The organism is Ferroplasma sp., from assembly GCF_037442045.1.
In the GTDB taxonomy this organism is placed as follows: domain Archaea; phylum Thermoplasmatota; class Thermoplasmata; order Thermoplasmatales; family Thermoplasmataceae; genus Ferroplasma.
Map to the genome: position 1 here is coordinate 1 of NZ_JBBIRC010000026.1, position 23,920 is coordinate 23,920.

Here is a 23,920-nt window from a genome sequence, read left to right on the forward strand (position 1 = left end):
GCACTGTCAACCACTGGCTATGGTGCATTTCCATCATTTCCATACAGGAACCATGTTATTTCAATAATGGAAAATGAATAAGTAACAGGCTAACGTTATATATTAATATAAAATACAAGAATATGACAGGAACAATTAAGATGAATGAACCACCTCCAAGGCCTTCGCTTACACCAGGAAAATCCGTAAAATACGATGTAAAGCATACCATAATGGTCATGAGCGGCAAAGGCGGAGTTGGAAAATCAACTGTTGCAATAAATCTTGCTGTTATTCTTGCACAGAAAAATTTTAAGGTAGGCCTTCTTGACGCAGATATCAATGGGCCTGATGACCCAAAAATGCTTGGCGTAGAAGAAGAGAAAGCCTTTGGGGATGAAAATGGAAAAATAGCACCTGCAAAAACAAAATATGAGGTTGATGTAATTTCAATGGAAATGGCTTTGCCCGCACATGACACGCCTGTAATATGGAGAGGGGCAATAAGGCATAAGGCAGTGCAGCAATTTCTTGAGGATACATCATGGGAGAATAAGGATATGCTTGTTATTGACCTTCCGCCAGGAACGGGAGATGAACCACTGAGCATATGCCAGCTTGTTCCAGATGCAGATGGGATTGTTATAGTAATAACTCCACAGGAAGTTGCCCTCCTTGATGCAAAAAAAGCAATAAACTTTGCAAAAAAGGTTAACATGCCTGTTCTTGGAATTATTGAAAATATGAGTGGCTTTGTATGCCCTCACTGCGGCCAGGAAACAGATATATTCAAGAAAGGTGGAACAGAGCAAATAGCAAAGGATTATGGAATACCTTACCTTGGCAATATACCCATAATGCCGGAAATAGTCCAGGATTCTGATGCAGGCATTCCAGCTGTGTCAAACAATGAATATATCAAAAAGTTTTTTGATACTGTGGCTGATAATCTTATAAAAAATCTGAAAAAATAATTTTTATATTTACTGAAACAGATAATATTTTAACAGTATGAATCCTGCTTTTTTATAACTTAAATGGCGATTTATCATCTGATTTTTTTATTATTTTTTCACTGCCATTTGAAGATAATTTATTGATAATATCGATATAATTTTGATATATGTTTTCTCCTTTTCCAGTAATCTCTATCATAATGCCCGGGCCGGATAGCCTGAAAACATTTTTTGTGGTTATTAAACCCTCTTCTTTCATTTTATCTATGTGATTGCTTAAGCTTCCCTTGCCCATCATTGTTGAGTGCAATAAATCTGTAAAGCTCATTTTTTTATTTATATACAATATTATTAAGATTAACAATCTGGAGGATGATTTCAACGCAGGGTCACTGGCAATTATGCTCAAATTTTCTATGAGCTTGTTTGTATCATTGTCCATTATTAACCTCCAGCGATTCAGGTGCATGGTACAAACCGTAAATCGAAGCAAATAGCCAGCAAACCACTGTCGGTACCCATGCCAGTGAATAGTAGAATTCTACCCTGAAAATTATTACTGCAAGTATACTGGCAATAATGCTGAACCAGAATGAGAAAAGGGCTATCAAACTTTCCAGCGGCAATTTTATAAACGTTCTCTTTAGCAACACATATATCATTATTCCAAAAAAAATGAAAAAAGGAATTTCTATAATTATGCTGATTAAAAAGTTTCCGCCCAGTGAAAATACTATTACCATTAAAAATAAAAATATAAAAATCATTGCAGTTAAAAATGATTTATTTTTCTTCGGCTTTAATCCAGTTATTGCATACCTTAAAGATAATAATCTATACGTTTTTTTAAAAATTTTTGATGTTGCAGCGACAGCAATGATCGTGGGAACTGTATAACCAATAAGATATGCAATAGATAGTGCTGTTCCCTTTAAAAAATATATTATCGGGTAAGGTATGAACAGGAAATCAAATATTGCAGCAGCCCAGATTGCATAGTAAACGCCATATGTTTTTCTAAATAAATAATATTCAATATTAATTGCCTTTAATCCCACTTCTTTCAGATTTTTATTAATATTGTTTATATTATTTTCAATCATACCTGCCTGGCCTCTTCAATATTAGCTGGTTTAATTCTTTTTAACAGTATTATATCTACTATAAAGAATATCACTATCCACATAGATAAATAAAATGCCAGATAATATGGATTTATAATGGAAGATGCTGGATTATCTAAAATCCTTCTTGGAGAATGGCCATCGAATAAATAAAATAATAAATCTGAAATTTCCGTAAATGGCGATAAATATATTAAATATTCTGGCAATTTAATGCTTAACTGCGTAAATCCAAAGATATAGGTAAGCAATAATGGTATAAATGATACAAAAGATACATTTTTTAAACCCAGATAATTGTTCACAGCTATTATCAGGAGCATTGCCAGAAGGAACATAAAGATAGAACCTAAAGCGGAAATACCAAGAATTTCAAGCGGAAATTTTGGAATAATCTTATATCCGGATTTATTTCCAAAAAACAGGGATGTAAAAACCATCATTACTATTCCCATGATTGTGCCCATAATAGCCGAAGCCAACATAAAATTAATTGTATACTGGTATGGCTTTAATTTTGAAAACTTAAATGCATATGACAATGAAAAACTTGCATAATATATGGATAAGGCAACAGTTATTGCCAGAGTGCTGACTGCCACTACTGAAATTATGCCAAACCATACTGATGATGAATATAATACGGTACTCTGGTTATATGAAACAAAGCCAAATACATATGCCCCCATGAATAGCCAGAATATCATAAAAAATACACCAAACGCCCATAATCGTTTGCTTGAAATTATATTTTTAATAAAATATTTTGATATCATGCTATTACCTCATTGAAAATATTGTCTAAAGTTCTTAAATTTGATATTTTAACATCGCCTGATCCTTTTGTTATGGAAACCTCCCCTAATGGAGTTTCTATTATAGTCAATGAATTGTCTTTAACACCTCTGTTTATGTATAATTCATTTATGTCTTCTGCCTTATATTTGCCATATAACTTTCCATCCAGCATTATGTATAAATTAAAATTGGTTAATTTAGTTACAATATCTATTTCATGGGTATTCAATAAAATTGTTGCTTTAATTTCCTTTAATTTTTTATATAATTGCACTCTTTTAAAATTGTCTACATTGTCAAATGGCTCATCAAGCAAAATAACTTCAGGGCCAAAACTAATAGAAAGAATGTTGCATACCATTTTTAGCTGCCCGGTGCTGATATTATACATTTTTTTATCCAGTATATTTTCAAGGCCAAATTCCTGGATTAATTTTATTACATTGCTGTATGAACCGTTCAACATTTCAGAATACAGTTTTAATGTATCATTTACATTTAGACTCAATATTTTATAAATATCAGGAAGATTTGTTGAAATGCCTGTATAATTATTGATTTTCGACAGGTCCTTATTATTGTATTTTATACTCCCGGAATATGGTTTTATAAGCCCGAGCAATGTTTTAATAAGAACAGTTTTGCCAGAACCATTGGGCCCGATTATTACTGTGTTCTCATTTTGCAGTTCCAGATTTATTGAATCCAGCTGCAGTTTGTCTGTTTTATCCAGTTTTATGGATAGATCTTTTACTTTTATCATAGATATATATTACTTTGTAAATAATAAAATAAGAATAAAGTTCAATTTCTGAACTGAAATATGAATGTTAACAAATTGTGTTGTCTATTAAAAATTATAAAACACTATAAATCAAGTTATAAATAATATATATAAAAAGAAATTAAATAATTAAAATAATACCAATGAAATGGCAATACCGGATAATAATTTGATAGATTGTATTTCTTCAACCAGTTAGTAGTCGTGGACTTAATACCTCGCAAAAGCTTGATACTTATATCCCGACTCTATCAACCTCTTCTTTTAAGAGTGGTTTCAAACAATGTCTATTTTCAGGGACGACTTCAAGCTTAGATGCTTTCAGCTTTTATTCGCGTATGACGTGGCTACTCGGCAACTGCCCTGTCGGACAACCGATAAACTAGAGGTCACGAACCCCCGTTCCTCTCGTACTAAAGGCTCCTTCCCTTCAGACATTGAACACTCCCACAGAGAAGCAACCCTACTGTCTCGCGACGTAGTGAACCCATCTCAGGATCCCTTTTAATGGGCGAACAGCCCCACCCTTGGTGTCTTATGCAGCACCAGGATAGGAACAGACGACATCGAAGTAGCAAACCCTCGGGTCGATGTGTACTCTTACCGAGGACAACTCAGTTATCCCTGGGGTAACTTCTCTCTTATCACCTGCCCTCATAAAGAGGGACTAGGTGGTTCGTTAGGCCCTGCTTTCGCATCTGCGTTCCCTATTGGCTGGAACACAGTCAAGCTAGCTTTTACCCTTATACTCTTTGAAGGATTTCTGACCCTTCTGAGCTAACCATTGGAGGCCTCTGTTTTCTTCTTAGAGGCGTGGCGCCCCACCCAAACTGCCCACCAATAGTTGTCCCTTTCTTCAAGGTTAGTGACGCAACTTTTAAAGGGAAGTGTTTCATCGTTGTCTCCATTCCGGCCACGACCGAAATATCTACGACTCCTTCCTACCCTACGCATTAAAAATCGCGTCACAGCTACAGGCTGCAGTAAAGCTCCACGGGGACTTCGCTTTCATGTGGGAGAGACTGGATTGTGCACCAGTACATTAATTTCACGGGGCTGAATGTGGGGACAGTGGGACTCTCGTTGAACCTTCATGCGAGCCGCCAATTAAGCGGCTAGGTATTACGCTACCTTGAGAGGGTCATAGTTACCCCCGCCGTTTATTGGCCCTTCTTCTCCTTGAGCGGAGCTTTCAGGTACCAACACTGGGCAGGTTTCGGTCGCTATACACATCCTTACGGACTAGCAGCGGCCTGTGTTTTTGGTAAACAGTCGGGGTCCCCTTGCCACTGCGACCTATCCTATTTCTGGATAGGCATCCCTTCTACCTAAGATACGGGACTATTTGGCCGAGTTCCCTCACATCCATTATTCCCAAACGCCTTAGACTATTCATCTAGGGGCACCTGTGTCGGTTCTTGGTACGAACTCAGGCTTGACCCATATATACTTTTCACAGACTCCGGGACTTGAAGAAATTCCCATACGGGAACGAATATTACTTTGTAAACTTCTCGTCATTACAACTCTCCATCTACTTATAAATACCCATACGTAGACAAGCATACATCTTCTATCCCAAAGCGAATACATATGGCAAAACACCTGAGGCGCTGGAATATTAACCAGCTTCCCTTTCGATCACTTCCTGTTAGGGGTGACCTTAGGATCGGCTAACCCTCGGCTGACGAACATTGCCAAGGAACCTTTGCCCTTTCGGCGGAATGGATTCTCACCATTCTATTCTGCTACTTTTACCAGGATCCGCGATACTATACGGTCCATCCCTCCTCTCGAAGAAACTTCTATCCATATAGCACGCCCCCCTACCACATCACCTTTCGGTGGTCTAATGTATCGGTAACTGGCTTTAGCCTCTTCCATCTTGGAGGCAAATAACCTCGGTGAGTGAGCTGTTACGCACTCTTTAAAGGATAGCTGCTTCTAAGCTAACCTCCACACTGTCTTTGGTCATTAACCTCTTTTAATCGCACTTAGCCAATTTTAGAGACCTTAACATTAGTCTCGGTTGTTTCCGTCACGGGCGTAAAGCTTATCCCTACGCCCTAGCACCTGGTCTCTACGATTCCAGTAAGTTCGGAGTTTGACAAGGTGGTGCAGTATTTCTACTGCTTCCACCCAATCGGTCGCTCTACCTCACCAGACATCTCCACCAAGGTCTACCTGCGGGTAGTATTGGGGGGAACCCGCTATTGCCACTCTAGATTAGCCTTTAACCCCTATACCCAAGTCATCCAAACGATTTGCACATCAGAACTGGTTCGGTCCTCCATCTAGCTTTCGCTAAACTTCAACCTGCTCAGGTATAGATCGAGTGGCTTCGGGTCTGCCACAGATGACTAAACGCATTTATTACGTTACTCCTCCATTACTGTGCGAGTAATCGCTTTCGCTACGGCTGCTTCTTTTAGAATTAGCCTCGCCATCCATCGCAACTCCCTGGCCCGTTCTTCAACACGGACAATAGAACACCGGTCACTCTTTCGAGATCATTCCTTTAATGCCCTATAAAGTTTTCACTACTTGGTTTCAGGCTCTTTTCACAGCCCTTCCGGGTTGCTTTTCAGTTTTCCCTCACGGTACTTCTTTGCTATCGGACTTGAGTAATATTTAGGGTTGGATGTTCATGCCACCCATATTCCCACGCGAATAACGACGCATGGTACTCAGGATATCTCTCCTCATAACCTCTTTAATTGCTTTTAGGGGACTATCACCCTCTTTGGTAAAGCTTTCCAGTTTTTTAAAATTCTTAAAGTAGATATTGGGAAAGGTCCGTACTCCACATCTCTATTTCTTTACAGAAAAGATTCGGTTTGCCCTCTACCGCTTTCGATCGCCTTTACTCACGGTATCTCTATTGATTTCTTTTCCTCCCGGTACTAAGATGTTTCAATTCCCGGGGTTCCCTCTCCTTTCGGAGTGTAAACAGGAAGTCCCATTCGGAAATCCTTGGATCTATGGCTCCATGCACCTCCCCAAGGCATATCGCAGCTTGGCACGTCCTTCATCGGTTCTCAAACCAAAACCATCCCCCAAGTAGTTTTTGTGATACACAATCTATATCTCTTAATTATCCGGCATCATAGGTTAAAAAATAACCTCGCCCTTCCCTATTAACTATTAGATTAATAAGTGCATTCATTTATTGGTATAATTGATATTACAAACTGTAATATAAACGTTTTGATAATGCTCAATGCAATGAAAAATATGGCTATATAAGAATAAAATAGCCTGTTTTTTGCAACTAAAATTATAAAAATGTCAAAATAGCCCAGAACCCTTAAATTTACACTGCAATTACAAATATATGTGTATAACTATATTTTACCATTAATTATAACATTATAATATTGTTTATAATATAAATATTTGCCTAATTATTTCTTCATGGTTAAATGCACTTCTCCATTTGTTCTCTCAATACTTGCAAGAGTTAATTTACAAAATTTAGCAATACTTAAAAATGTTTTATCAGTATATGGATATTTATCGTCCATAATCATAATTTTCACAGTATCGTCTGGTTTCATGTCTATCTGTATGGATTTTATACTGGACATTAGAAAATTAAATGGGTCACCTCCACATGAAACATGCCGGTAATCTTCAATTATCATAATACTGTAAATATAATGATACAATTAAAAAATAAGTTATATTGCACCTAACAAAAGTATAATAATATATTTAATCCTGTAAGGTTATGGAACAGGAACTGAAAATTTTAACTCCGTCCACAAGGCTGGTACTGATTACATTGCGGCGCATGAAGGTTGCAAGGTTATGCCAGATCATGGAAGATACAGGGTTATCAAAAAGATCTGTTCTTTATTCTGTAAAAAAACTGAATTCAATGGGATTGATTGAAGTAAATATATGCCTTTCGGATACCAGGCAAAGATTTTATTGCATAAAAATAAATGAATAAAGGTGCAAAATTTGCATCTTAAACAGGTCTATTATACAACTTTTACATATTAAATTGAGGTAATAATATGGCAGTGTATTTAGGTCAGAAAGCTCCGGGATTTATTGCTAACACAACAAAGGGCGTTATAAATCTTGAGGATTATGAGGGAAAGTGGGTAATATTATTTTCGCATCCGGCAGATTTTACACCGGTGTGCACAACAGAGTTCATGGATTTTGCGAAAAGATATCCAGAATTTCAAAAAATAAATGTTGAATTAATAGGTTTAAGTGTTGATAGCATTTTCAGCCATATAGAATGGATGAAAAATATAAAGGAAAAGTTTGGAGTGGATATACCTTTTCCGGTAATTGCGGATATCAATAAAGAAGTGGCCAGAGATTACAATATGATGGATGAAAAAACAGGATCGACTGTTCGCGGTGTTTTTATTATAGATCCGAATATGACAGTAAGGCTTATGATCTATTATCCAGCAGAAACTGGAAGGAACATTGATGAAATCATGCGTTCTGTAAAAGCACTTCAGCTTAACTGGGAAAGAAAGCTTGCAACACCTGTAAACTGGCAACCGGGAAATGATGGGATAGTTTCTGCACCGGTTAACCTAGAAGATGCAATAAGCAGGGAGAAAAATGGAAGTAAAGCATGGTATTTAAAATACGAGGCGGTAAAATAAATGAACCCTGAGAAAAAAATGGAAGAAGTAGGAAGAGTAATGGGAGCCATTAAAAATGATGATGGAAAATACATGAATTCATTCATGGAGTTCATGCAGAATACAATGGGCAATGGGTCGCTATCAGTAAAGCAGAAAGAGCTGATTGCCCTGGCGCTGAGTATTGCTGCAAGATGTGAATGGTGCATTACATATCATGTAAAATGTGCTATCGATGCAGGTGCTACAAAAAAAGAATTAATGGAAACCGGATATGTTACTGTTCTGATGTATGGTTCACAGGCCATGATGGAAATGAATAGCCTGCTTGATGCAATAGAAAAGTTTTATAAAAATTAAAAAAAAATATTTATTTTTAATGTTCCCTGTAAATTACTGGCTCAAGTTCTTCTACAGCCTTGCTTTCAAGTTCAGTTATATTTTTTATTACATCGGATATTGGTTTTTCTTCTGTAACGACATATTTTACTTTTCCAAGGGACATATTATATGACCCGGGGCAAAGTGAGTTTTCTGTAACTATGAATACATCAGGTTTCAGTGAAAGAATTCCGGCCATGGCAACTTCACGCCCACCGTGTGTCCGTCCAAATCCAGGATTCTCATATTCTTCTATCTTTTTTGTTTCATCGTCAATGAGGAATATTGAATTACCATATTCCAGGGGGCTCAACATATTTTCATCATCCACTACGCATGCTACTTTCATAATTAAGGTAAATATAATACAAAATTTAAGTTAATTGTATATTTAAAAACTAAAAAAATTAGTAATACCCGTGCATATTTACAGAGTATTTTGGTATAACAATTCCGCTGCCGTTTTCCACATGCCCTATTTCCTTAACTGGTACACGGTTTCTCACAACATCCAAAAAATCTGTTTTGTTTTCAGGATCTATTATAACGACAAAACCTGCACTCATATTGAATATTTCAAACATTTCATCATAAGAAAGATTTCCTATTTCCAACAGGCGTGAAAATACATTATCAGGTTCAAAGGGGTTGTCTATAACATAATGCATATCCTTCATCCTTGCAATATTTTTTATGCCACCTCCAGTTATATTTGCCATGCCTTTAATAGGGACAATGCTCATGGCATCCAGAACTTCCCTTACATAAATCCTTGTAGGTTCTAAAAGAACATCGGCTACTGTTTTATTTTCTCCTGGAAAATTATCTTCGTAATTAATATTGTTGCTTTTTATTATTTGCCTTACTGTTGTGAATCCATTTGAATGAAGGCCGCTGCTTTTAAATGCAAATATAAGGTCTCCCTCAGATATCTTTTCTCCAGTAATTATCTGGTCTTTTTGCATTAATCCAAGTGAAGTTGCTGATATATCGATAGTTTTCACAAGATCTGGAACTATGGCAGTTTCGCCACCGACTATGTTGACATTTGCAATCTGTGCCCCAACGTTAAATCCAATCCCAAGTTGCCTTGCGATTTCATTGTCTATTTCTTTAAGAGACAGATAGTCCACTATGGCTATAGGTTCTGCCCCTACTGTAATTGCATCGTTTACATTCATAGCCACGCAATCAATACCTATTGTATTGTATCTATTTGTCTCTGAAGCAATGATTGTTTTTGTGCCAACGCCGTCATTGTTAAAAGAAACAGCAAAGTTGCCCAGGTCTATTAAAGAGGTGAAACCTCCAAGTGGGTTAATTGTTCTGAAATCTTGTCTTCTGAACTTGATCTGCCGCAGAAAATTGGAAACAAATTCTCCCTGTGATTTCCTATCAATTATTCTCCTTTCCATGTATAACAATTACATTATTAAATAGGGGTTTATATATTTTTATAAATTATTTATAAATTGTTTTTTTTAATCAAAAATGTTTTTGCCGAATATATCAAATAAACATTTTAAGCGCAGGATTGTAATTTCCAGACTTTATAGAAAAGGAAAAATATTTTAAATAGATAAGCCATTACTCTACAAGGTGACATGAGTGGTACAGAGAGAAGATGTGGACTTTGATCCGAAACATATAGATGAGAATTTTCTTGGCGATGAAAAGAACTATCCAGTAACAGGAGAAGACGATGGATTAAAGGTGAGGGCAGGCGGAATGCAGAGAATGGATGACAACGGAAAACCGTATCCTACAAAGTTAGGTATACATGGAACGACCGTTGCAATAGATTGGGATGGGTGCATTGCCGATGGAGCCTGTATGGATGTCTGTCCAGTAGATCTGTTTGAGTGGAAGTTAAATCCGGGAAATTCAGGAACTGGAAATGACAAAAAAGTAGAAAAGGGAACACCAGAATGGGACCAGTACAGAACAGATAAATCAAACCCTGTAAGGGAATCTGAATGTATATTCTGCATGGCATGTGTTACAGCCTGCCCGTGGAGTGTCATTAAGGTAAATAATGAATAAAATTATTGGTTCATAAGGGCTTCGTAGGCTCTTATTGCATCTTTTCTATTTACTATTATTATAGTTTCATTTGAACATGATATCAATTGAAGAACGTTTATTTCATATGAAAAAAGCCTTTCATTTATTTTCATTACAAAACCGGGTGTTTTTAGTATTTCCATGGAAGAAAATATATGCAGTGAACTTACATTCTTTTCTATAACTGCGTTTCTTGGCAAATCAATTTTTTTGTTTTTTGTTTCATCAACAATGTATACTATTGAATCTGAGAGATATGTTGCTGATAAAAAGTTGACATTATCCAGTTTCTTATCCACAGTAATAACCATTATTTTATCCTGAAGTGTAATTTTACTTTCTGAGAGTAATTTATCAATATGAAGGGTGTCTACTGTATCATTTTCTGTTAAGACTTTATTCAGTGCCGATCTGATTGATATTATGTTATAACCTTTCTCTTCCTGCCATATCTTTCTTGACAGCTTGCTAACATTAAGGATCCCCATCCTCATCGATATTATAAGCTCAGGATTTTTTCTGATATAATCCTTAACCATAGTTTCAACGTTTCCTCTTGCTATTCTAGGCATAATATGATATATTAACTTATAATATAAAATTTTACATTAATACATATATTATATTATTAATGGCATCAGTATGCTAAATATTTATAAAAAATATCATATACACAAAAAATATCATTTCTTTATGGAAAAAGTATTATTATTATATTCAGGAGGACTTGATACATCTGTTATGGTAAAATGGATCCAGAAGGAAATGAAAAAGGAAGTTGTTACACTTACTTTGAATATAGGAAACAGCAATTTAAATAAAATACAGGAAAAAGCACTATCCCTTGGCGTTTCTGAAGCTATAGTTATGGATGTAAAAAATGAGTTTGCAGATAAATACATTAAAAAAGAGATCTATGCAGATGGCATGTATCAGGGATATCCCCTGTCCACTGCTATAGCCAGGCCCTTGATGGCAGAAAAAGCCGTTAATGTTGCTGAAGAATATGGCTGTGGTACAATTGCACATGGCTCAACTGGAAAGGGAAATGACCAGGTCAGGTTCGAAGTTACAATAAAAGCTATTAATGAAGACATTAATGTTATAGCTCCTGTAAGGGACTGGAATATGAACAGGCCTGATGAAATAAAATATGCAGAGGAAAATAACATAGAAGTGCCCATGGGAGGAAAATACTCTGTTGATGAAAATCTCTGGGGAAGGTCAATTGAAGGGTCAACCATAGAAACAATATCAAAACCGCTGGAATATGATGTTTATGAATGGGTTAAACCGTTGGAAGAAACTGGAAATGGAGAGATAATAGACCTTGAATTCAAAAATGGAATACCGGTATCATTAAACAATGAAAACTATGAAATGAAGGAAATTGTTGAAAAATTAAACATTATAGCAGGAAACAATGGAATAGGAATGATAAACCATATGGAAGACAGAGTAACAGGAATTAAAAGCCATGAAGTGTATGAAGTTCCTGGAGCAATGGCAATATTAAAGGCACACAGCATTCTTGAATCGCTTACATTGAACAAATATGAGCTCGATATGAAATCTTATATGGATAGCCAGTGGTCAAATTTCGTATATAATGGGTTATGGTACGACCCGGTGATGGAACATATAAATAACTTTGAAAACAGCATAAACAAATATGTTAATGGAAATGTAAAATTGAAACTCTATAAAGGAAATATGTTAATAAATTCTGTTGATAGTGAAAATTCTGTATATAACTATGAAAAAATAAGCTATGATAACAGTAATTTCAATCAGGATTCTGCAAAAGGATTTATAGACATATACAAAAATAATACTGTTTATGCAAGCAATGCAAGGAAAGAAAGCATAAAAATTATTCAATAAATTTTTTAATGCATATTACATTTATTTGTGGTAATCATTATGAAAATTTGGTCTGGAAGTGCATCGCCTGAATCAAGCAACGATGCTTATAAAATTATGCTTGAAAAGGATATAGCCGTGGATAAGGAGCTTATACCATATGAGCTTCTTTCGTTAATGGCATACAATTTGAATATATATAAAAATGGACTTGCAAACAATTCTGAAACCAGAGAAACATTAAAAGAATTGATATCACTTTATAACAGGGAAATTATACTTAATCCAGATCTTGAGGATGTGCATGGAAATATAGAAAATATGGCAATTAATGAAACGCATGGGGCTTCAAAAAATATGCGCATGTTTCTGTCCAGAAATGAACAGGTACATACAGATGTAAATTTCTTCCTTATTGACACCCTTTTAGAATATGAAAAAATTATATACAGTACACTTTTAGAGCTGCAAAAAGTAAAACAGAATGGAATAATGCCGGGATATACACATTACAGGCAGGGAATGCCCGTTACTTTCCAAACATATATTGACTTTTTTAAAAATATATTTGTATATAATTTTAAGAATATAGATAAAGTGCTCAATGAATTAAAGGAAATGCCGCTTGGTTATGGTTCGGGTTTTGGAACAATGTCTGATGTTAATTTCAGCGAGGTTGCAGGTTATATGGGAATGGAAAAAAATATAAAAAATCCATTATTCTCATTCATGCTTTACACTGATAATTACAATAAAGTTTTATCTGTTATTAATTCTTTTTTAATCGATATTTCCAGAATATTTCAGGATTTGATAATATTCAGTGGGGATGAAATGAAAATTATAGAGCTGCCGGCCGGTTATGTTACTGGAAGTTCATTAATGCCAAATAAGGTAAATCCAGATTTTCTTGAAATATTCCAGGGTTATGCATCAAAATCAATATCAATAATGAATTTAATCTATTCTGGAACCGTAAATAAAACTACAGGATATCACAGGGATTTTCAGGTATTAAAGGATGAAATTATACCCTTTATGGTTGAATTAAAAGGTATATTAAACGGTTTTCCGGTACTTTTTTCCGGCATAAAATTTAATGCTGAAACTGCTAAAAAGATTACCGGCAACTCTATCTATGCAACATACAATTCAAAGTTAAATTTTATTGAAAATAAGGACTGGAAGAGTTCTTACAGGATAACAGGCGACATGATCAGGTCTGGAAAGGAGTTAAAATCATATATGCCTGATGATATAACAACATATTCCGATTTTAATTTCATTAAAAATATGCTTAACAATAACATTTTTTCCATAGAGAAAGGCAAAAAAACTATCTTGAAGCTTGTAAATGATGCTGTGTCATATTAAATATTGATGTTGTAAATTTTTTATTTTTACATATTTGCTAATATTTCTATGAATTTTTGAGGTTTATATTATTATTTTAAATATTTAGATAAAAAAATATATAATTATATGAAACATTAAGATAATACAATGATAGATACAAAGGCCATGGAAGAAAAATGGAAAGAATACTGGTTCAACAATGATATTTTTAAATTTAAAAAAGGTGATAAAAATTATACTATAGATACACCACCGCCTACAGTTTCAGGAAAGATGCACGTAGGCCATGCCTTTTCATATCCACAGCAGGATTTCATAGCAAGATATAAAAGAATGAAAGGATACAATGTTTTTTATCCCTGGGGATTTGATGATAATGGCCTTCCAACAGAACGATTCGTTGAGAAAGAAAAAAAGGTAACTATAGACAATACGCCATTAAAAGAGTATATAAGGATATGCAAAGAAGCCAGTTATGAGGCAGAAAAAACACTTTACAAAGCATGGTATGACACAGGAATCAGTGCTGATTTTAAAAACTATATAGATACTTCATCTGATTTTTCAATGAAAATATCGCAGGAAATGTTTCTTGACCTGGTTGAAAAGAAAAGGGCGTACAGGGATGAAGCCCCTTATATAACATGCCCAACGTGCCGTACTGCTATATCCCAAATTGAAATGAAAGATGCAGTAATAAACACAGAACTGATTTATATTAATTTCAATGGCATTGAAATAGCAACAACAAGGCCTGAAATGCTTGGTGCATGCATTGCAATATTCGTTAATCCAGATGATGAAAGGTATAAAAAACTTATTGGAACAGAAGTAACGGTTCCGGTATATAATTATCGTGTAAATATAATGGCAGATGAAGCCATTGACAAAGAATTTGGCACAGGCGCCGAAATGCTATGTACATTCGGTGACCAGAACGATCTCGAGCTCTGGAAAAAGTATGGATTGAAAGCAAGAATAATTCTGAAAGATGGAAAAATAAATGATGGAAAAATAATAAATGGCTTACAGATAAGGGATGCCAGGAAGAAGATTGTTGACGAACTGAAAAATAATAATTATGTTATAAAAATAGAAAAAATAAAACATTCAGTTAATACACATGAAAGATGCGGAACGCCTGTAGAAATTGGAATAAGCAAACAGTGGTACATAAAAGACCTTGATATTAAAAATGAGTTAATAGATTTCGGGAACAAAATAGAATGGATTCCGGGCCATATGAAAATAAGATATGACAACTGGGTTAAAGGATTAAAATGGGACTGGTGCATATCAAGGCAGAGATATTTTGGAGTCCCATTTCCAGTATGGTACTGCAATGATTGTGGTGAAATTATTTTTGCAAATAAAGAAAATTTGCCTGTTGACCCAAGGCTTGTAAATAAGGATGTTGAATGCAAAAAGTGTGGGTCAAAAAATATAACTCCAGAAACCGATGTTATGGATACCTGGGCAACATCTTCATTGAGCCCGACATTATACCTTAAGCATATAGATGCCATGGACCTTTATCCAATGGATTCAAGATTCCAGGGGCATGATATAATTACATCGTGGGCATTTACAACCATATTAAGATCTTACCTCCATTATGGAGAAATTCCATGGAAGAAAATAGTAATCAGCGGAAATGTTTATGACCCATTTGGCCAGAAAATGAGCAAAAGCAAGGGAAATATCGTTGAGCCAGGAGCAATCATAGATAATTACGGTGCAGATGCTTTAAGATACTGGGCATCAACAACAATGCAGGGGGAAAACATAAAGCTCAGGGAACAGGATCTGATAAGAGGGCATAAAACTGTAATAAAACTTGAAAATTCACTTAATCTGTTAATGCTCCTAACAAATGATAAAAAACCAGAAAAAACATCCTTTAATTTTGCTATAAACAGGTGGATAGTAACAAAACTGGAAAATACAGTGAATGAAGTAACAGCGTACATGGAAAATAATGAAGTTATGAAGGCCAGAATATCTCTGGATAAGTTTTTCTGGAATATTTACTGTGATAATTATCTTGAAATGATTAAAAACGAGGTTTCCATAGAAGGCAGAAGAAATGAAACTCTTTATACGGCATTTTATGTTATAGAAAATATATTAAAGATGTATTCGCCTATTATGCCGTTCATTACTGAGGAATTATACCACCAGATAAATAAATCATTTAATGGAAGCATAGGCCTTGAACCGTATCCAGAATTTAGCCAGGAGTTATTATATGTGGAAGAAAATGAAATTGATTATATAATATCAATAATAAATCAATTGAGAAACCTGAAAAGCCAGATGAAAATTTCAATGGCTGCACCACTGGATAATATTAAAATATATGGAAATGCTGAATTAATAAAAAAACATGCAAGTATACTTGAAGGCATGATGCACATAAATAGCATGGAAATAATTGACTCGGAAAATATTAAGGTGGAAAATTAGTATATGTCTAAATATCTATCTATTTCCCAATCTGTTACATGAGACCTGAAATCGTCCCATTCCTTTTGTTTAACACGCAATAGATTGTTATAAATAAATTCTCCAAATATTTTTTTCATCAAATCACTTTCTCTGAATGATTCTAAAGCCTGGCCAAGAGAACCGGGCATGGCATTAATATTGTATTTTTTCTTTTCTTCAGGTGACATTTCAAATATATTTTTCTCAATAGATTCGGGAGGATTAATTTTATTTTCAATGCCGTCAAGTCCCATACCAAGTATGGCAGCAAACTGTAAATACTGGTTTCCTGCAGCGTCTGGAAATCTTAATTCCATTCTTTTTCCTTTTGGAGTTGATGATGGAATTCTGACAAGTGCACTTCTGTTTCTGTTTGCCCATGCAATATATACCGGTGCTTCATAACCTGGAATTAATCTTTTGTATGAATTTACTGTGGATGCAAGCACAAGGGATGCGTCCCTGACGCTTTTAAGAATTCCTCCAAGATAATGCATGGCATAATCGCTCAAACAGTATTTATTTGATTCTTTGTAGAAGAGATTATCATTTCCTGAAAATATGCTAGAATGGACGTGCATTCCACTGCCATTTACCCCTTTTATAGGCTTTGGCATAAAAGTGGCATAGTATCCGTATGCATTGGCAGTTTCCTTAACAACGCTTTTTATCATAATAACTCTATCTGCCATTGTAATTGCGTCGGAAAATCTCACATCAATTTCATGCTGCCCGTATGCAACTTCATGATGGGATGCCTCAGGATAATAGCCAAGACCTTCAAGTTTTCTTATAATTTCCTGCTTAACCGTAAATGATCTGTCCAGAGGTTCTTTATCAAAATAACCACCATAGTCACTGGGCTCTATTGTAGGTTCTCCATCTTCACCCTGATTGAAAATAAAATATTCAAGTTCCGGCCCAATATAATATGTTTTATTTTCCTTTGAAAGCCTTTCCACCTGTTTTTCTAAAATGTACCTCGGATCTCCCTCAAATCTTGTGCCATCCGGATTAAATATTTTGCACATAAATCTGGCAGTCTTTCCAGCGTAGTTTTCATTGGTAAGAATGGTATATGATGATAATTCCGGCACTGCTTGCATATCTGAATTTTCTATTTCCTTGAAACCAACTATAGAACTTCCATCAAACATGACACCATTGTATATTACATCCTCAAACCTGTTTTTAGGAATTGTCAATGATTTTACAGAACCAATAATATCAGTGAACTGCAACTGCAAAAACTCTACTTCATCTTTCTTTAACTTTTCAATAAAGGATTGTTCATCCTGCATATACCATAATACAACCGGGCAATAAATACTTTTATGGGTATAATCCGGATAATTGCTTCTTTTTAATATATATACGTGAAATATATTTTATTACACTGCAGTGGCAAGGCAATCGATAATAACTGGAAAACCTTTAATATAGTAGTATTATAATCATAATCAGTGAAAATTTTAAACCGCAACCTTTTCATTGATTTAATCTATACAGTTAAAAATTCGTCACTATTACTGTTACTTCTGATATTTCCTTATCATTTGTATAATAAATCAATAAAAATTTATATTTTCCCAGAAATAATTATTTTCTTTGTCATATTTTATTATCTATCATATATTATGTCAAAAAATATAAGAGACTTTTTCAGAAAAAATTCTGTACTTGTGGGCGGCATTGTTTTTTCTGTTATAATGCCCATAATATTCTATTCAGATAATAACATTTTATTCCTAATTCTTGCTGCAGTTCTTGGTTTTGGCTCATCAATCATAGATTACTGGGAATCAACATACAGAAAAATTGGTAATATACAATATGTGTACACCGGCATAGCAATGGTTGTAATTTTTGCTGCACTTTATTTTACAGATATAAAAAAAATTTACATAATTTTCGCATTATCAGCTTCGCTTATAGTTTTCTCTATAATATTCACACTGCTCACATATCAGAATACCAATTATAAAAAAACATTGCTGATAAAAAAGTTAAAAAGATATATAATTTCTATAGGGGACATAAAAAGGGTAAGAAACAGCTATGCTTTGTTTTATGCCATATCTGTTAATTCTTTTTTATATATATCTGTGGCTATAATTTTGATATCTTTTCCATTAATTGCAATAAAACTGCATGCCGTTAATATAATTTACGACCTTATAGGCATTTCTGGCATATCATTTTTCACAATATTTCTGGGCAATTTAATAAAATCAAGATTGTTTCATGAAATTTCCTTTGTTTCTATATTCTCATTATTCCTCTTAATTGGATTTATTATTTCAATAAAAGATACACAGAAAGACCTCACATTTGCCATATTATTTATCCCGTTAATCACTTTCATGGTTCCCGGATACAGAAAATATATTTCCAGTAAATTCCCAAGAAGTGAGATATATTATGTGAACAAATTTGCGAGCTTTTTTAGCGGCATTTCCATTATATTAGTACCGGTTATTATTCTGGTTTTTATAGGCTTTCCATTATATGCTATCATATTTGAGCTTATTGCTTCAATGATCGCACTTATGATGTGCCTGAAGTTCATAAATTATCCTGAAATAGTTTCACCAAGAAAAACATAAAAATTAATAAAAGAAGTTATAATTGAGCTATATGAATCCAAGAGATGTAAAAAGAATGATGAATCAGATGGGAATCAAATCCACTGAAATGCCTGACGTTAAAGAGGTTATAATGAGGGGAAAAGATAAAGATTATGTTATAGAAAATGCATCTGTAACCATGATAGAGGCACAGGGCCAGAAAACATTTCAGGTTCTTGGAACAATGAAAGAAAAAACAAAATCTGCAGCTGTGCCTGAGTTTAATGAAGACGATATAAAACTGATAATGGAGCAGTGCAACGTTTCAAGGGAAAAAGCTATAGAAGCACTTAAAAAAGCAGATGGTGAACCTGCACAGGCAATTATAGACCTCGGGAATTAAATGAATTGCCTTGAAGACCTTTTAAATGATCAGTTACCAACTGCCGAAGATCAAAACAAACTGCAGTCAATAGCTACAGGTCTTATAAGAGAGATTGGTTTAATATGCAAAACGGAAAAAATAGATGCAAATGCTGTTGAAGTAGGATCTACTTCAAAAAATACAAATTTGAAGTCCAGTGATATCGATATATTTATTACATTCTCAAAATCATATCCTGTTGCTCTTATAGAAAAAAAAGGCCTTGAAATAGGGCATAGAATACTGAAAAACGGCACTGAAAAATATGCTGAGCACCCCTATGTGTCAGGCTATGTTGATGGCGTAAAAGTGGATGTGGTTCCAGCATTCAGAATAAAAGAAGGGGAAAGGATAGTTTCGACAGTGGATCGTACGCCTTTACATACAATTTATGTTAACAGCAGAACCAATAATAAAATGGTTCATGATATCAGATTATTGAAAATTTTCCTGAAAAAAATCAATGTGTATGGATCAGAAATTGCAAAATCCGGATTTTCAGGTTATCTTTGTGAGCTTGCCATTATAAGTTTTGGAAGCTTTGACAAATTTATGGAATATTCAGCCAAGTTGAAAGGTAAAATGATAATTCCTGAAAATTGCAAAACAAAATTCAATGAACCTGTAATAATAATAGACCCTGTAGACCCAACAAGAAATGCCGGTGCAGCAGTAAGCGAGGAAAATCTTTCAAAACTGAAGCTTGCTGCAAAATTGTATACTTCAAATCGCTGTGATATTCTTTTTGATACAGTTCCGGAAGTGCATCATAATAGAGAAACAACAATCAAAGTATTCACCGTAAAAAAACCGGACATAATAGATGATATAATCTATCCACAGGCAGTCCGCCTGAAAAAGAAGATATTTGATATACTTGAAAGATCAGGTTTTATGCCAGTTTCCTTTGAATTATATGTTGGAAACGATATAGAGATACTTATAGAATATTTAATTGAAAAATTGCCAGATGTAAAAAAACATATGGGACCTCCGGTGGAGTCCTGTGAATCAATAAAATTTATAGATTCCTGGAGAGGAAATAAAAGATTGATGCGGGGTCCGTATATAATTGGGCAGAGAATATATGTTGATGCCAGAATTATGCATACGGAAATGGAACAGATAGTGAGGGATGAACTGACTCAAGAAGATATAGGAAAGAATTTAAATTCATTGAAAAATGATATTAAAGTATTGTCCGGTGATAAGATTAATGATTTGCAGGTAACAAAAAATTTCTATTCCAAATATCTTTTTTAATATTATCCGCCTGAAAATATTTCAAGGAAAACTAAATTATCGCCCGGATTTACTACAGCATCTGAGGTTGCAGGAGTTCCATTGAGTATTGCAACAAAACCTTCTTCGTTTATATTAATTATTCTATAAATATCATGAAGTTTTTCTGATTTTTCCAGTTGAATTTTTTGTTTTTCCCTTCCTATTATTTCTATCATAACAGCTCCGGGCAGATTCGAACTGCCGTCCTCGGATTCAAAGTCCGGTATGCTTGTCCGCTACACTACGGAGCTATAACTACATAAGTGTGAATAAATATTAAAATTTGTTGAGAAAATGTTATAATAGTATAAAAAAAATATTTTTATTTTTTTGCAGAGCAATTAAACTCGTCACTGCAGGTTTTTCCAAGGCTTCTTAATATGGAGAAAACTATTCCAAGACCTTTCTGGGCATCTTCATCCTTCATGGCACGAAGAGTTCCCATCATTCCTCCAACAGGTGTTACTGTGTCAGTTTTAATGGCATTTTCTATTGCTTTAACCATATTGACATAGTGTGGTGCTACACTCAGGTCAAGTGTTCCAAGTGAGTTCATAATAACTTTCTGATTCATGATCAGGTTCATTGTGAAATCATTTGATACAAGGCCCATAAGTGTACCCATTGCCTCATCATCATTCAGAACACCAAGTACTGGATCAAGAAGCCCTTTGTTCTGCATAACTGTTACCATTTCAAGAAGGTTGCTCAATGCTTTAACGTTTTTTTCTTCTGACATGATCTTTAAAAGAACCATAACAGAATCGGTTTTCGTTGTAAGTGATAATACATCATCACTTGTTAGCAGTGAGAACACTGTCTTTAAGGTTTCATCGTCGCTCAATATTCCGGATATTACATCAAGAAAGCCAAGGTTATCGAGTTTTTTAATAATCTCAACGGCCCTTGTCAAACTGGATATATATTCCGGTTTCATCAATTTTTCTAACTGTTCATCTTCTGACATCATAATTTCACCAGCTTGCAAGATATTTATCCAGTGCCATATCTCCATTTGTCCACATGAAGTATTTGGTAAACAGTTCCTTCTTTATATGGTTTGTGGGTGATGGCTGTGCTATTTTCTTGTCGCCTCCATAGAAAGTTGTGTCATCCACTGCTATAGCAAAACCTTCAAGCGGGTTATCTGCTATACAAACTACTTCAGGTGTATATGAATCAATTGCTGTAGGAACGCCGAGCTTGTTTGCAAGATCCTGCATAGCTATTCTTGATGTCTGTACTGCAAGGAATCCAAGCTTTGGAACTGTTATCTGATTTGAGTCTCCACATGAGTAAACATTAGGATATTTAACAGATCTCATATGTTCGTCTGTTACCATAAATCCTCCATCATCAAACAGATCCGGTGTTGAATTCTTCACTGCATCGTTTGCTTCGTATGGTGGCAATATAACTGCTATATCAGCTTTTATTGTTTTTCCATCTTCTGAAACAATTGAGTCCTTCTTTATTTCATTTACACGGAAATTCCATACCATATCAAATCCAGCCTGTGTATACATTGTTTTTATAACTCCTCTGGATTCCTTTGATATATCTGTAAGGACTTCTTCTCCTGGTGAGAATATTGTTATATGTGTTTTGTCCATAACACCTTTTTTCTTCAGGAATGCAGGTATCATCAATGAAAGTTCAAATACAGGACCTTCACATGCTGATTCTGCAGGGCCTGCCCAGTTCGTCGGATATTTTCCTCTTGGTTTAAGTGTTCCCTGATAGAAAACTCCAGAACCAATTGCTATGTTTCCTCCTTCGAATTTATTCAATCTCTCATAAAGTGCTGTTGCAAAATCTGGCTCACATGCACTTGCTCCGTATTCGTTCCAGCCCTTCAGGTGCTCAACTCCAAGCTTTGCGCCAAATGCCACAACAAGATAATCGTATGTAAGATTTTCCTTCTTGCCATCAGGTGCTGAGTATTCAACCTTATTCTTCTTTGCATCTATAGCATTAACTGTTCCCAAAATAAATTTAATTCCTTTTGCCGGCAACGCTGTTGCAAGGTCAACTTCCAGATCTTCCGCCTTAAAAACTCCGATACTGACATGAGGCATTCCTGGCCTGAATGCTGCATAAGGAGTGTTATTAATTAAAGTAACATCTACTTTATCTCCAAGCAATCTCTTTGCTGTATAAGCTGCTGTCAATCCAGCAAACCTTCCACCTAAAACAAGTAATTTAGTCATGTTTCACCACTATAGTTATAATATTACAGTTATATATTAACTTTTTTATCATATTTATGAAGAAAATTACCTTTTTGGTGAAAATTTGTAATATTAATTTAAATATAGAGGATAAATGGTTCTATATAAGTATATTATAAATTTAATTTAAAAAGAATATTGCAAATAATTGAATAAAGTGGCATTAAATTCTGTTTTTCGACATTATACATTCATTTTTCACTTTATTGATAAATTCTTCTGTTCCTGCATTGCCGCCTGAGTCTACTGGAATTATACCATTGCTTATTACATTTTCCAGTGCATGGTCAATAATGCTGGCCTGATCTTCCATCTTTAAATGCCTGAACATCATGGAGGCTGAAAGTATTGAAGCAACAGGATTTGCAATATTTTTTCCAGCTATATCCGGTGCGCTCCCATGGACAGGTTCAAACATTGAATTATGGTCCCCGATATTTCCACTGGGGGCATACCCAAGGCCGCCTGCCATGGAGCTTGCCATGTCTGAAAGTATATCACCATAGAGGTTTGGGGCAATTATGTATTTATATTTCAAAGGGTTTTTTACCATATTGTATGCCAGTGAATCTGCATATTCAAAAGATATTTTTCTGTTATTCATACTGGCCCGGGCATCAGCTATTTCCCTCCAGATTGAATACATTGAAACTGCATTTGCCTTATCTGTAACTGTTATATCTCCTGAATTTGCGATACTGTATGCCATGGTGAAAAACCGGTTCAGGTTTTTTTCTGACAGGAATCCCATTGTATAATATATCCTGTTGTTTGATCCTGCGTTTATATTAATGTTAAAATTATATATATTATTATTTTTGCTGAAATTCTTATTTTCATTGAAAGAACCGGAAATATCTGAATAAAAATCCTCCATGTTTTCCCTTAAAATTACCAGATTTATGTCATTCCCTGTAATTTGTTTAAAAGATCTTGCAGGCCTGATATTCATGTAAAGGTCAAGTTCCCTGCGCAGCTTTAATATAACCCCCTGTTCCATAATCCC

Annotated in this window: 24 protein-coding genes, 1 tRNA gene and 1 rRNA gene; 11 read left to right on the plus strand and 15 right to left on the minus strand. The window is 34.8% G+C overall.

Features of this window, described 5'->3' with window-relative positions; genetic code table 11:
• Nucleotides 1-122: 122 nt before the first annotated feature.
• Nucleotides 123-953 (plus strand): Mrp/NBP35 family ATP-binding protein, encoded by an 831-nt coding sequence (locus WKI77_RS04745; protein ID WP_337860679.1) that lies wholly within the window; start codon nt 123-125, stop codon nt 951-953.
• 52 nt (nt 954-1,005) lie between these two features.
• On the opposite strand, the gene WKI77_RS04750 is transcribed toward WKI77_RS04745, so the two are convergent.
• From WKI77_RS04750 to WKI77_RS04775, 6 genes are all read right to left on the minus strand, one after another.
• Nucleotides 1,006-1,377, minus strand: coding sequence for a MarR family winged helix-turn-helix transcriptional regulator (locus WKI77_RS04750; RefSeq protein ID WP_337860680.1), 372 nt, complete (start codon nt 1,375-1,377; stop codon nt 1,006-1,008).
• On the minus strand, nt 1,367-2,038 hold the full coding sequence (locus WKI77_RS04755) for a hypothetical protein (RefSeq protein WP_337860681.1): 672 nt from the start codon (nt 2,036-2,038) through the stop codon (nt 1,367-1,369). Before WKI77_RS04755 ends, WKI77_RS04750 begins: the two co-directional genes overlap by 11 nt.
• On the minus strand, nt 2,035-2,835 hold the full coding sequence (locus WKI77_RS04760) for a hypothetical protein (protein ID WP_337860682.1): 801 nt from the start codon (nt 2,833-2,835) through the stop codon (nt 2,035-2,037). Before WKI77_RS04760 ends, WKI77_RS04755 begins: the two co-directional genes overlap by 4 nt.
• Nucleotides 2,832-3,620, minus strand: coding sequence for an ATP-binding cassette domain-containing protein (locus tag WKI77_RS04765; protein ID WP_337860683.1), 789 nt, complete (start codon nt 3,618-3,620; stop codon nt 2,832-2,834). The genes WKI77_RS04760 and WKI77_RS04765 overlap by 4 nt, the downstream gene beginning before the upstream one ends.
• Nucleotides 3,621-3,815: 195 nt before the next feature.
• Nucleotides 3,816-6,722, minus strand: a 23S ribosomal RNA gene (locus WKI77_RS04770).
• Between the two features lie 323 nt (nt 6,723-7,045).
• The gene (locus tag WKI77_RS04775) at nt 7,046-7,285 is read right to left on the minus strand and encodes a hypothetical protein (protein ID WP_337860684.1); all 240 of its coding nucleotides are present in this window, start codon (nt 7,283-7,285) and stop codon (nt 7,046-7,048) included.
• An 86-nt stretch (nt 7,286-7,371) separates the two neighbouring features.
• Between WKI77_RS04775 and WKI77_RS04780 the strand changes: the two genes are divergently transcribed.
• From WKI77_RS04780 to WKI77_RS04790, 3 genes are all read left to right on the plus strand, one after another.
• A complete protein-coding gene (locus tag WKI77_RS04780) occupies nt 7,372-7,596 on the plus strand; it encodes a winged helix DNA-binding protein (RefSeq protein WP_337860685.1) in 225 nt (74 codons plus the stop codon).
• Nucleotides 7,597-7,663: 67 nt separating this feature from the next.
• Complete coding sequence (locus WKI77_RS04785) at nt 7,664-8,278, plus strand: peroxiredoxin (RefSeq protein ID WP_337860686.1); 615 nt, start codon at nt 7,664-7,666, stop codon at nt 8,276-8,278.
• Entirely contained in the window at nt 8,279-8,617 is a 339-nt protein-coding gene (locus tag WKI77_RS04790) for a carboxymuconolactone decarboxylase family protein (RefSeq protein ID WP_337860687.1), read from the plus strand.
• A 16-nt stretch (nt 8,618-8,633) separates the two neighbouring features.
• Here WKI77_RS04790 and WKI77_RS04795 read toward each other — a convergent pair whose 3' ends face one another.
• Both WKI77_RS04795 and purM read right to left on the minus strand, forming a co-directional pair.
• On the minus strand, nt 8,634-8,987 hold the full coding sequence (locus WKI77_RS04795; protein WP_337860688.1) for a hypothetical protein: 354 nt from the start codon (nt 8,985-8,987) through the stop codon (nt 8,634-8,636).
• Nucleotides 8,988-9,045: 58 nt separating this feature from the next.
• Nucleotides 9,046-10,053, minus strand: coding sequence for a phosphoribosylformylglycinamidine cyclo-ligase (gene purM / locus WKI77_RS04800; protein ID WP_337860689.1), 1,008 nt, complete (start codon nt 10,051-10,053; stop codon nt 9,046-9,048).
• 193 nt (nt 10,054-10,246) lie between these two features.
• On the opposite strand from purM, the gene WKI77_RS04805 reads away from it, so the two are divergent.
• A complete protein-coding gene (locus WKI77_RS04805) occupies nt 10,247-10,681 on the plus strand; it encodes a ferredoxin family protein (protein WP_337860690.1) in 435 nt (144 codons plus the stop codon).
• Nucleotides 10,682-10,683: 2 nt separating this feature from the next.
• Here WKI77_RS04805 and WKI77_RS04810 read toward each other — a convergent pair whose 3' ends face one another.
• Nucleotides 10,684-11,274, minus strand: a complete 591-nt coding sequence (locus tag WKI77_RS04810; protein WP_337860691.1) for an aspartate kinase — start codon at nt 11,272-11,274, stop codon at nt 10,684-10,686.
• A 121-nt stretch (nt 11,275-11,395) separates the two neighbouring features.
• Here WKI77_RS04810 and WKI77_RS04815 point away from each other — a divergent pair, with 121 nt between their 5' ends.
• The 3 genes from WKI77_RS04815 to WKI77_RS04825 all read left to right on the plus strand — a co-directional run bounded on the left by WKI77_RS04815 (nt 11,396) and on the right by WKI77_RS04825 (nt 16,387).
• Nucleotides 11,396-12,586 (plus strand): argininosuccinate synthase, encoded by a 1,191-nt coding sequence (locus tag WKI77_RS04815; protein WP_337860692.1) that lies wholly within the window; start codon nt 11,396-11,398, stop codon nt 12,584-12,586.
• Between the two features lie 39 nt (nt 12,587-12,625).
• Entirely contained in the window at nt 12,626-13,939 is a 1,314-nt protein-coding gene (locus WKI77_RS04820; RefSeq protein ID WP_337860693.1) for a lyase family protein, read from the plus strand.
• Nucleotides 13,940-14,068: 129 nt separating this feature from the next.
• On the plus strand, nt 14,069-16,387 hold the full coding sequence (locus tag WKI77_RS04825) for a valine--tRNA ligase (RefSeq protein ID WP_337860694.1): 2,319 nt from the start codon (nt 14,069-14,071) through the stop codon (nt 16,385-16,387).
• Here the strand turns inward: WKI77_RS04825 and glnA are convergent.
• The gene (gene glnA, locus WKI77_RS04830) at nt 16,384-17,709 is read right to left on the minus strand and encodes a type I glutamate--ammonia ligase (protein WP_337860695.1); all 1,326 of its coding nucleotides are present in this window, start codon (nt 17,707-17,709) and stop codon (nt 16,384-16,386) included. The two genes, WKI77_RS04825 and glnA, sit on opposite strands and share 4 nt — an antisense overlap.
• Before the next feature lie 336 nt (nt 17,710-18,045).
• On the opposite strand from glnA, the gene WKI77_RS04835 reads away from it, so the two are divergent.
• Genes WKI77_RS04835 through cca form a run of 3 tightly spaced genes read left to right on the plus strand, consistent with a single transcriptional unit; the run spans nt 18,046 to nt 20,662 of the window.
• Nucleotides 18,046-19,014 (plus strand): hypothetical protein, encoded by a 969-nt coding sequence (locus WKI77_RS04835; protein ID WP_337860696.1) that lies wholly within the window; start codon nt 18,046-18,048, stop codon nt 19,012-19,014.
• Between the two features lie 31 nt (nt 19,015-19,045).
• Entirely contained in the window at nt 19,046-19,378 is a 333-nt protein-coding gene (locus WKI77_RS04840; RefSeq protein ID WP_337860697.1) for a nascent polypeptide-associated complex protein, read from the plus strand.
• A complete protein-coding gene (gene cca, locus WKI77_RS04845) occupies nt 19,379-20,662 on the plus strand; it encodes a CCA tRNA nucleotidyltransferase (RefSeq protein WP_337860698.1) in 1,284 nt (427 codons plus the stop codon).
• Nucleotides 20,663-20,664: 2 nt separating this feature from the next.
• Here cca and WKI77_RS04850 read toward each other — a convergent pair whose 3' ends face one another.
• The 5 genes from WKI77_RS04850 to WKI77_RS04870 form a co-directional block, all read right to left on the minus strand.
• Entirely contained in the window at nt 20,665-20,859 is a 195-nt protein-coding gene (locus WKI77_RS04850; RefSeq protein ID WP_337860699.1) for a MoaD/ThiS family protein, read from the minus strand.
• Between the two features lie 2 nt (nt 20,860-20,861).
• Nucleotides 20,862-20,934 (minus strand) — tRNA-Gln (locus tag WKI77_RS04855).
• A gap of 71 nt (nt 20,935-21,005) precedes the next feature.
• The gene (locus tag WKI77_RS04860) at nt 21,006-21,653 is read right to left on the minus strand and encodes a DUF1641 domain-containing protein (protein ID WP_337860700.1); all 648 of its coding nucleotides are present in this window, start codon (nt 21,651-21,653) and stop codon (nt 21,006-21,008) included.
• Between the two features lie 4 nt (nt 21,654-21,657).
• Nucleotides 21,658-22,893, minus strand: a complete 1,236-nt coding sequence (locus WKI77_RS04865) for an FAD-dependent oxidoreductase (protein ID WP_337860701.1) — start codon at nt 22,891-22,893, stop codon at nt 21,658-21,660.
• A 184-nt stretch (nt 22,894-23,077) separates the two neighbouring features.
• On the minus strand, nt 23,078-23,920 hold an 843-nt coding region (locus WKI77_RS04870), incomplete at its 5' end, for an isocitrate/isopropylmalate family dehydrogenase (RefSeq protein WP_337860702.1).

Bases quoted from the DNA above. Each gene is read 5' to 3' on its own strand.
- WKI77_RS04745 (WP_337860679.1), top strand. From the start codon at position 123: ATGACAGGAACAATTAAGATGAATGAACCACCTCCAAGGCCTTCGCTT.
- WKI77_RS04750 (WP_337860680.1), bottom strand. From the start codon at position 1,377: ATGGACAATGATACAAACAAGCTCATAGAAAATTTGAGCATAATTGCC.
- WKI77_RS04755 (WP_337860681.1), bottom strand. From the start codon at position 2,038: ATGATTGAAAATAATATAAACAATATTAATAAAAATCTGAAAGAAGTG.
- WKI77_RS04760 (WP_337860682.1), bottom strand. From the start codon at position 2,835: ATGATATCAAAATATTTTATTAAAAATATAATTTCAAGCAAACGATTA.
- WKI77_RS04765 (WP_337860683.1), bottom strand. From the start codon at position 3,620: ATGATAAAAGTAAAAGATCTATCCATAAAACTGGATAAAACAGACAAA.
- WKI77_RS04775 (WP_337860684.1), bottom strand. From the start codon at position 7,285: ATGATAATTGAAGATTACCGGCATGTTTCATGTGGAGGTGACCCATTT.
- WKI77_RS04780 (WP_337860685.1), top strand. From the start codon at position 7,372: ATGGAACAGGAACTGAAAATTTTAACTCCGTCCACAAGGCTGGTACTG.
- WKI77_RS04785 (WP_337860686.1), top strand. From the start codon at position 7,664: ATGGCAGTGTATTTAGGTCAGAAAGCTCCGGGATTTATTGCTAACACA.
- WKI77_RS04790 (WP_337860687.1), top strand. From the start codon at position 8,279: ATGAACCCTGAGAAAAAAATGGAAGAAGTAGGAAGAGTAATGGGAGCC.
- WKI77_RS04795 (WP_337860688.1), bottom strand. From the start codon at position 8,987: ATGAAAGTAGCATGCGTAGTGGATGATGAAAATATGTTGAGCCCCCTG.
- purM (WP_337860689.1), bottom strand. From the start codon at position 10,053: ATGGAAAGGAGAATAATTGATAGGAAATCACAGGGAGAATTTGTTTCC.
- WKI77_RS04810 (WP_337860691.1), bottom strand. From the start codon at position 11,274: ATGCCTAGAATAGCAAGAGGAAACGTTGAAACTATGGTTAAGGATTAT.
- WKI77_RS04815 (WP_337860692.1), top strand. From the start codon at position 11,396: ATGGAAAAAGTATTATTATTATATTCAGGAGGACTTGATACATCTGTT.
- WKI77_RS04820 (WP_337860693.1), top strand. From the start codon at position 12,626: ATGAAAATTTGGTCTGGAAGTGCATCGCCTGAATCAAGCAACGATGCT.
- WKI77_RS04825 (WP_337860694.1), top strand. From the start codon at position 14,069: ATGATAGATACAAAGGCCATGGAAGAAAAATGGAAAGAATACTGGTTC.
- glnA (WP_337860695.1), bottom strand. From the start codon at position 17,709: ATGCAGGATGAACAATCCTTTATTGAAAAGTTAAAGAAAGATGAAGTA.
- WKI77_RS04835 (WP_337860696.1), top strand. From the start codon at position 18,046: ATGTCAAAAAATATAAGAGACTTTTTCAGAAAAAATTCTGTACTTGTG.
- WKI77_RS04840 (WP_337860697.1), top strand. From the start codon at position 19,046: ATGAATCCAAGAGATGTAAAAAGAATGATGAATCAGATGGGAATCAAA.
- cca (WP_337860698.1), top strand. From the start codon at position 19,379: ATGAATTGCCTTGAAGACCTTTTAAATGATCAGTTACCAACTGCCGAA.
- WKI77_RS04850 (WP_337860699.1), bottom strand. From the start codon at position 20,859: ATGATAGAAATAATAGGAAGGGAAAAACAAAAAATTCAACTGGAAAAA.
- WKI77_RS04860 (WP_337860700.1), bottom strand. From the start codon at position 21,653: ATGATGTCAGAAGATGAACAGTTAGAAAAATTGATGAAACCGGAATAT.
- WKI77_RS04865 (WP_337860701.1), bottom strand. From the start codon at position 22,893: ATGACTAAATTACTTGTTTTAGGTGGAAGGTTTGCTGGATTGACAGCA.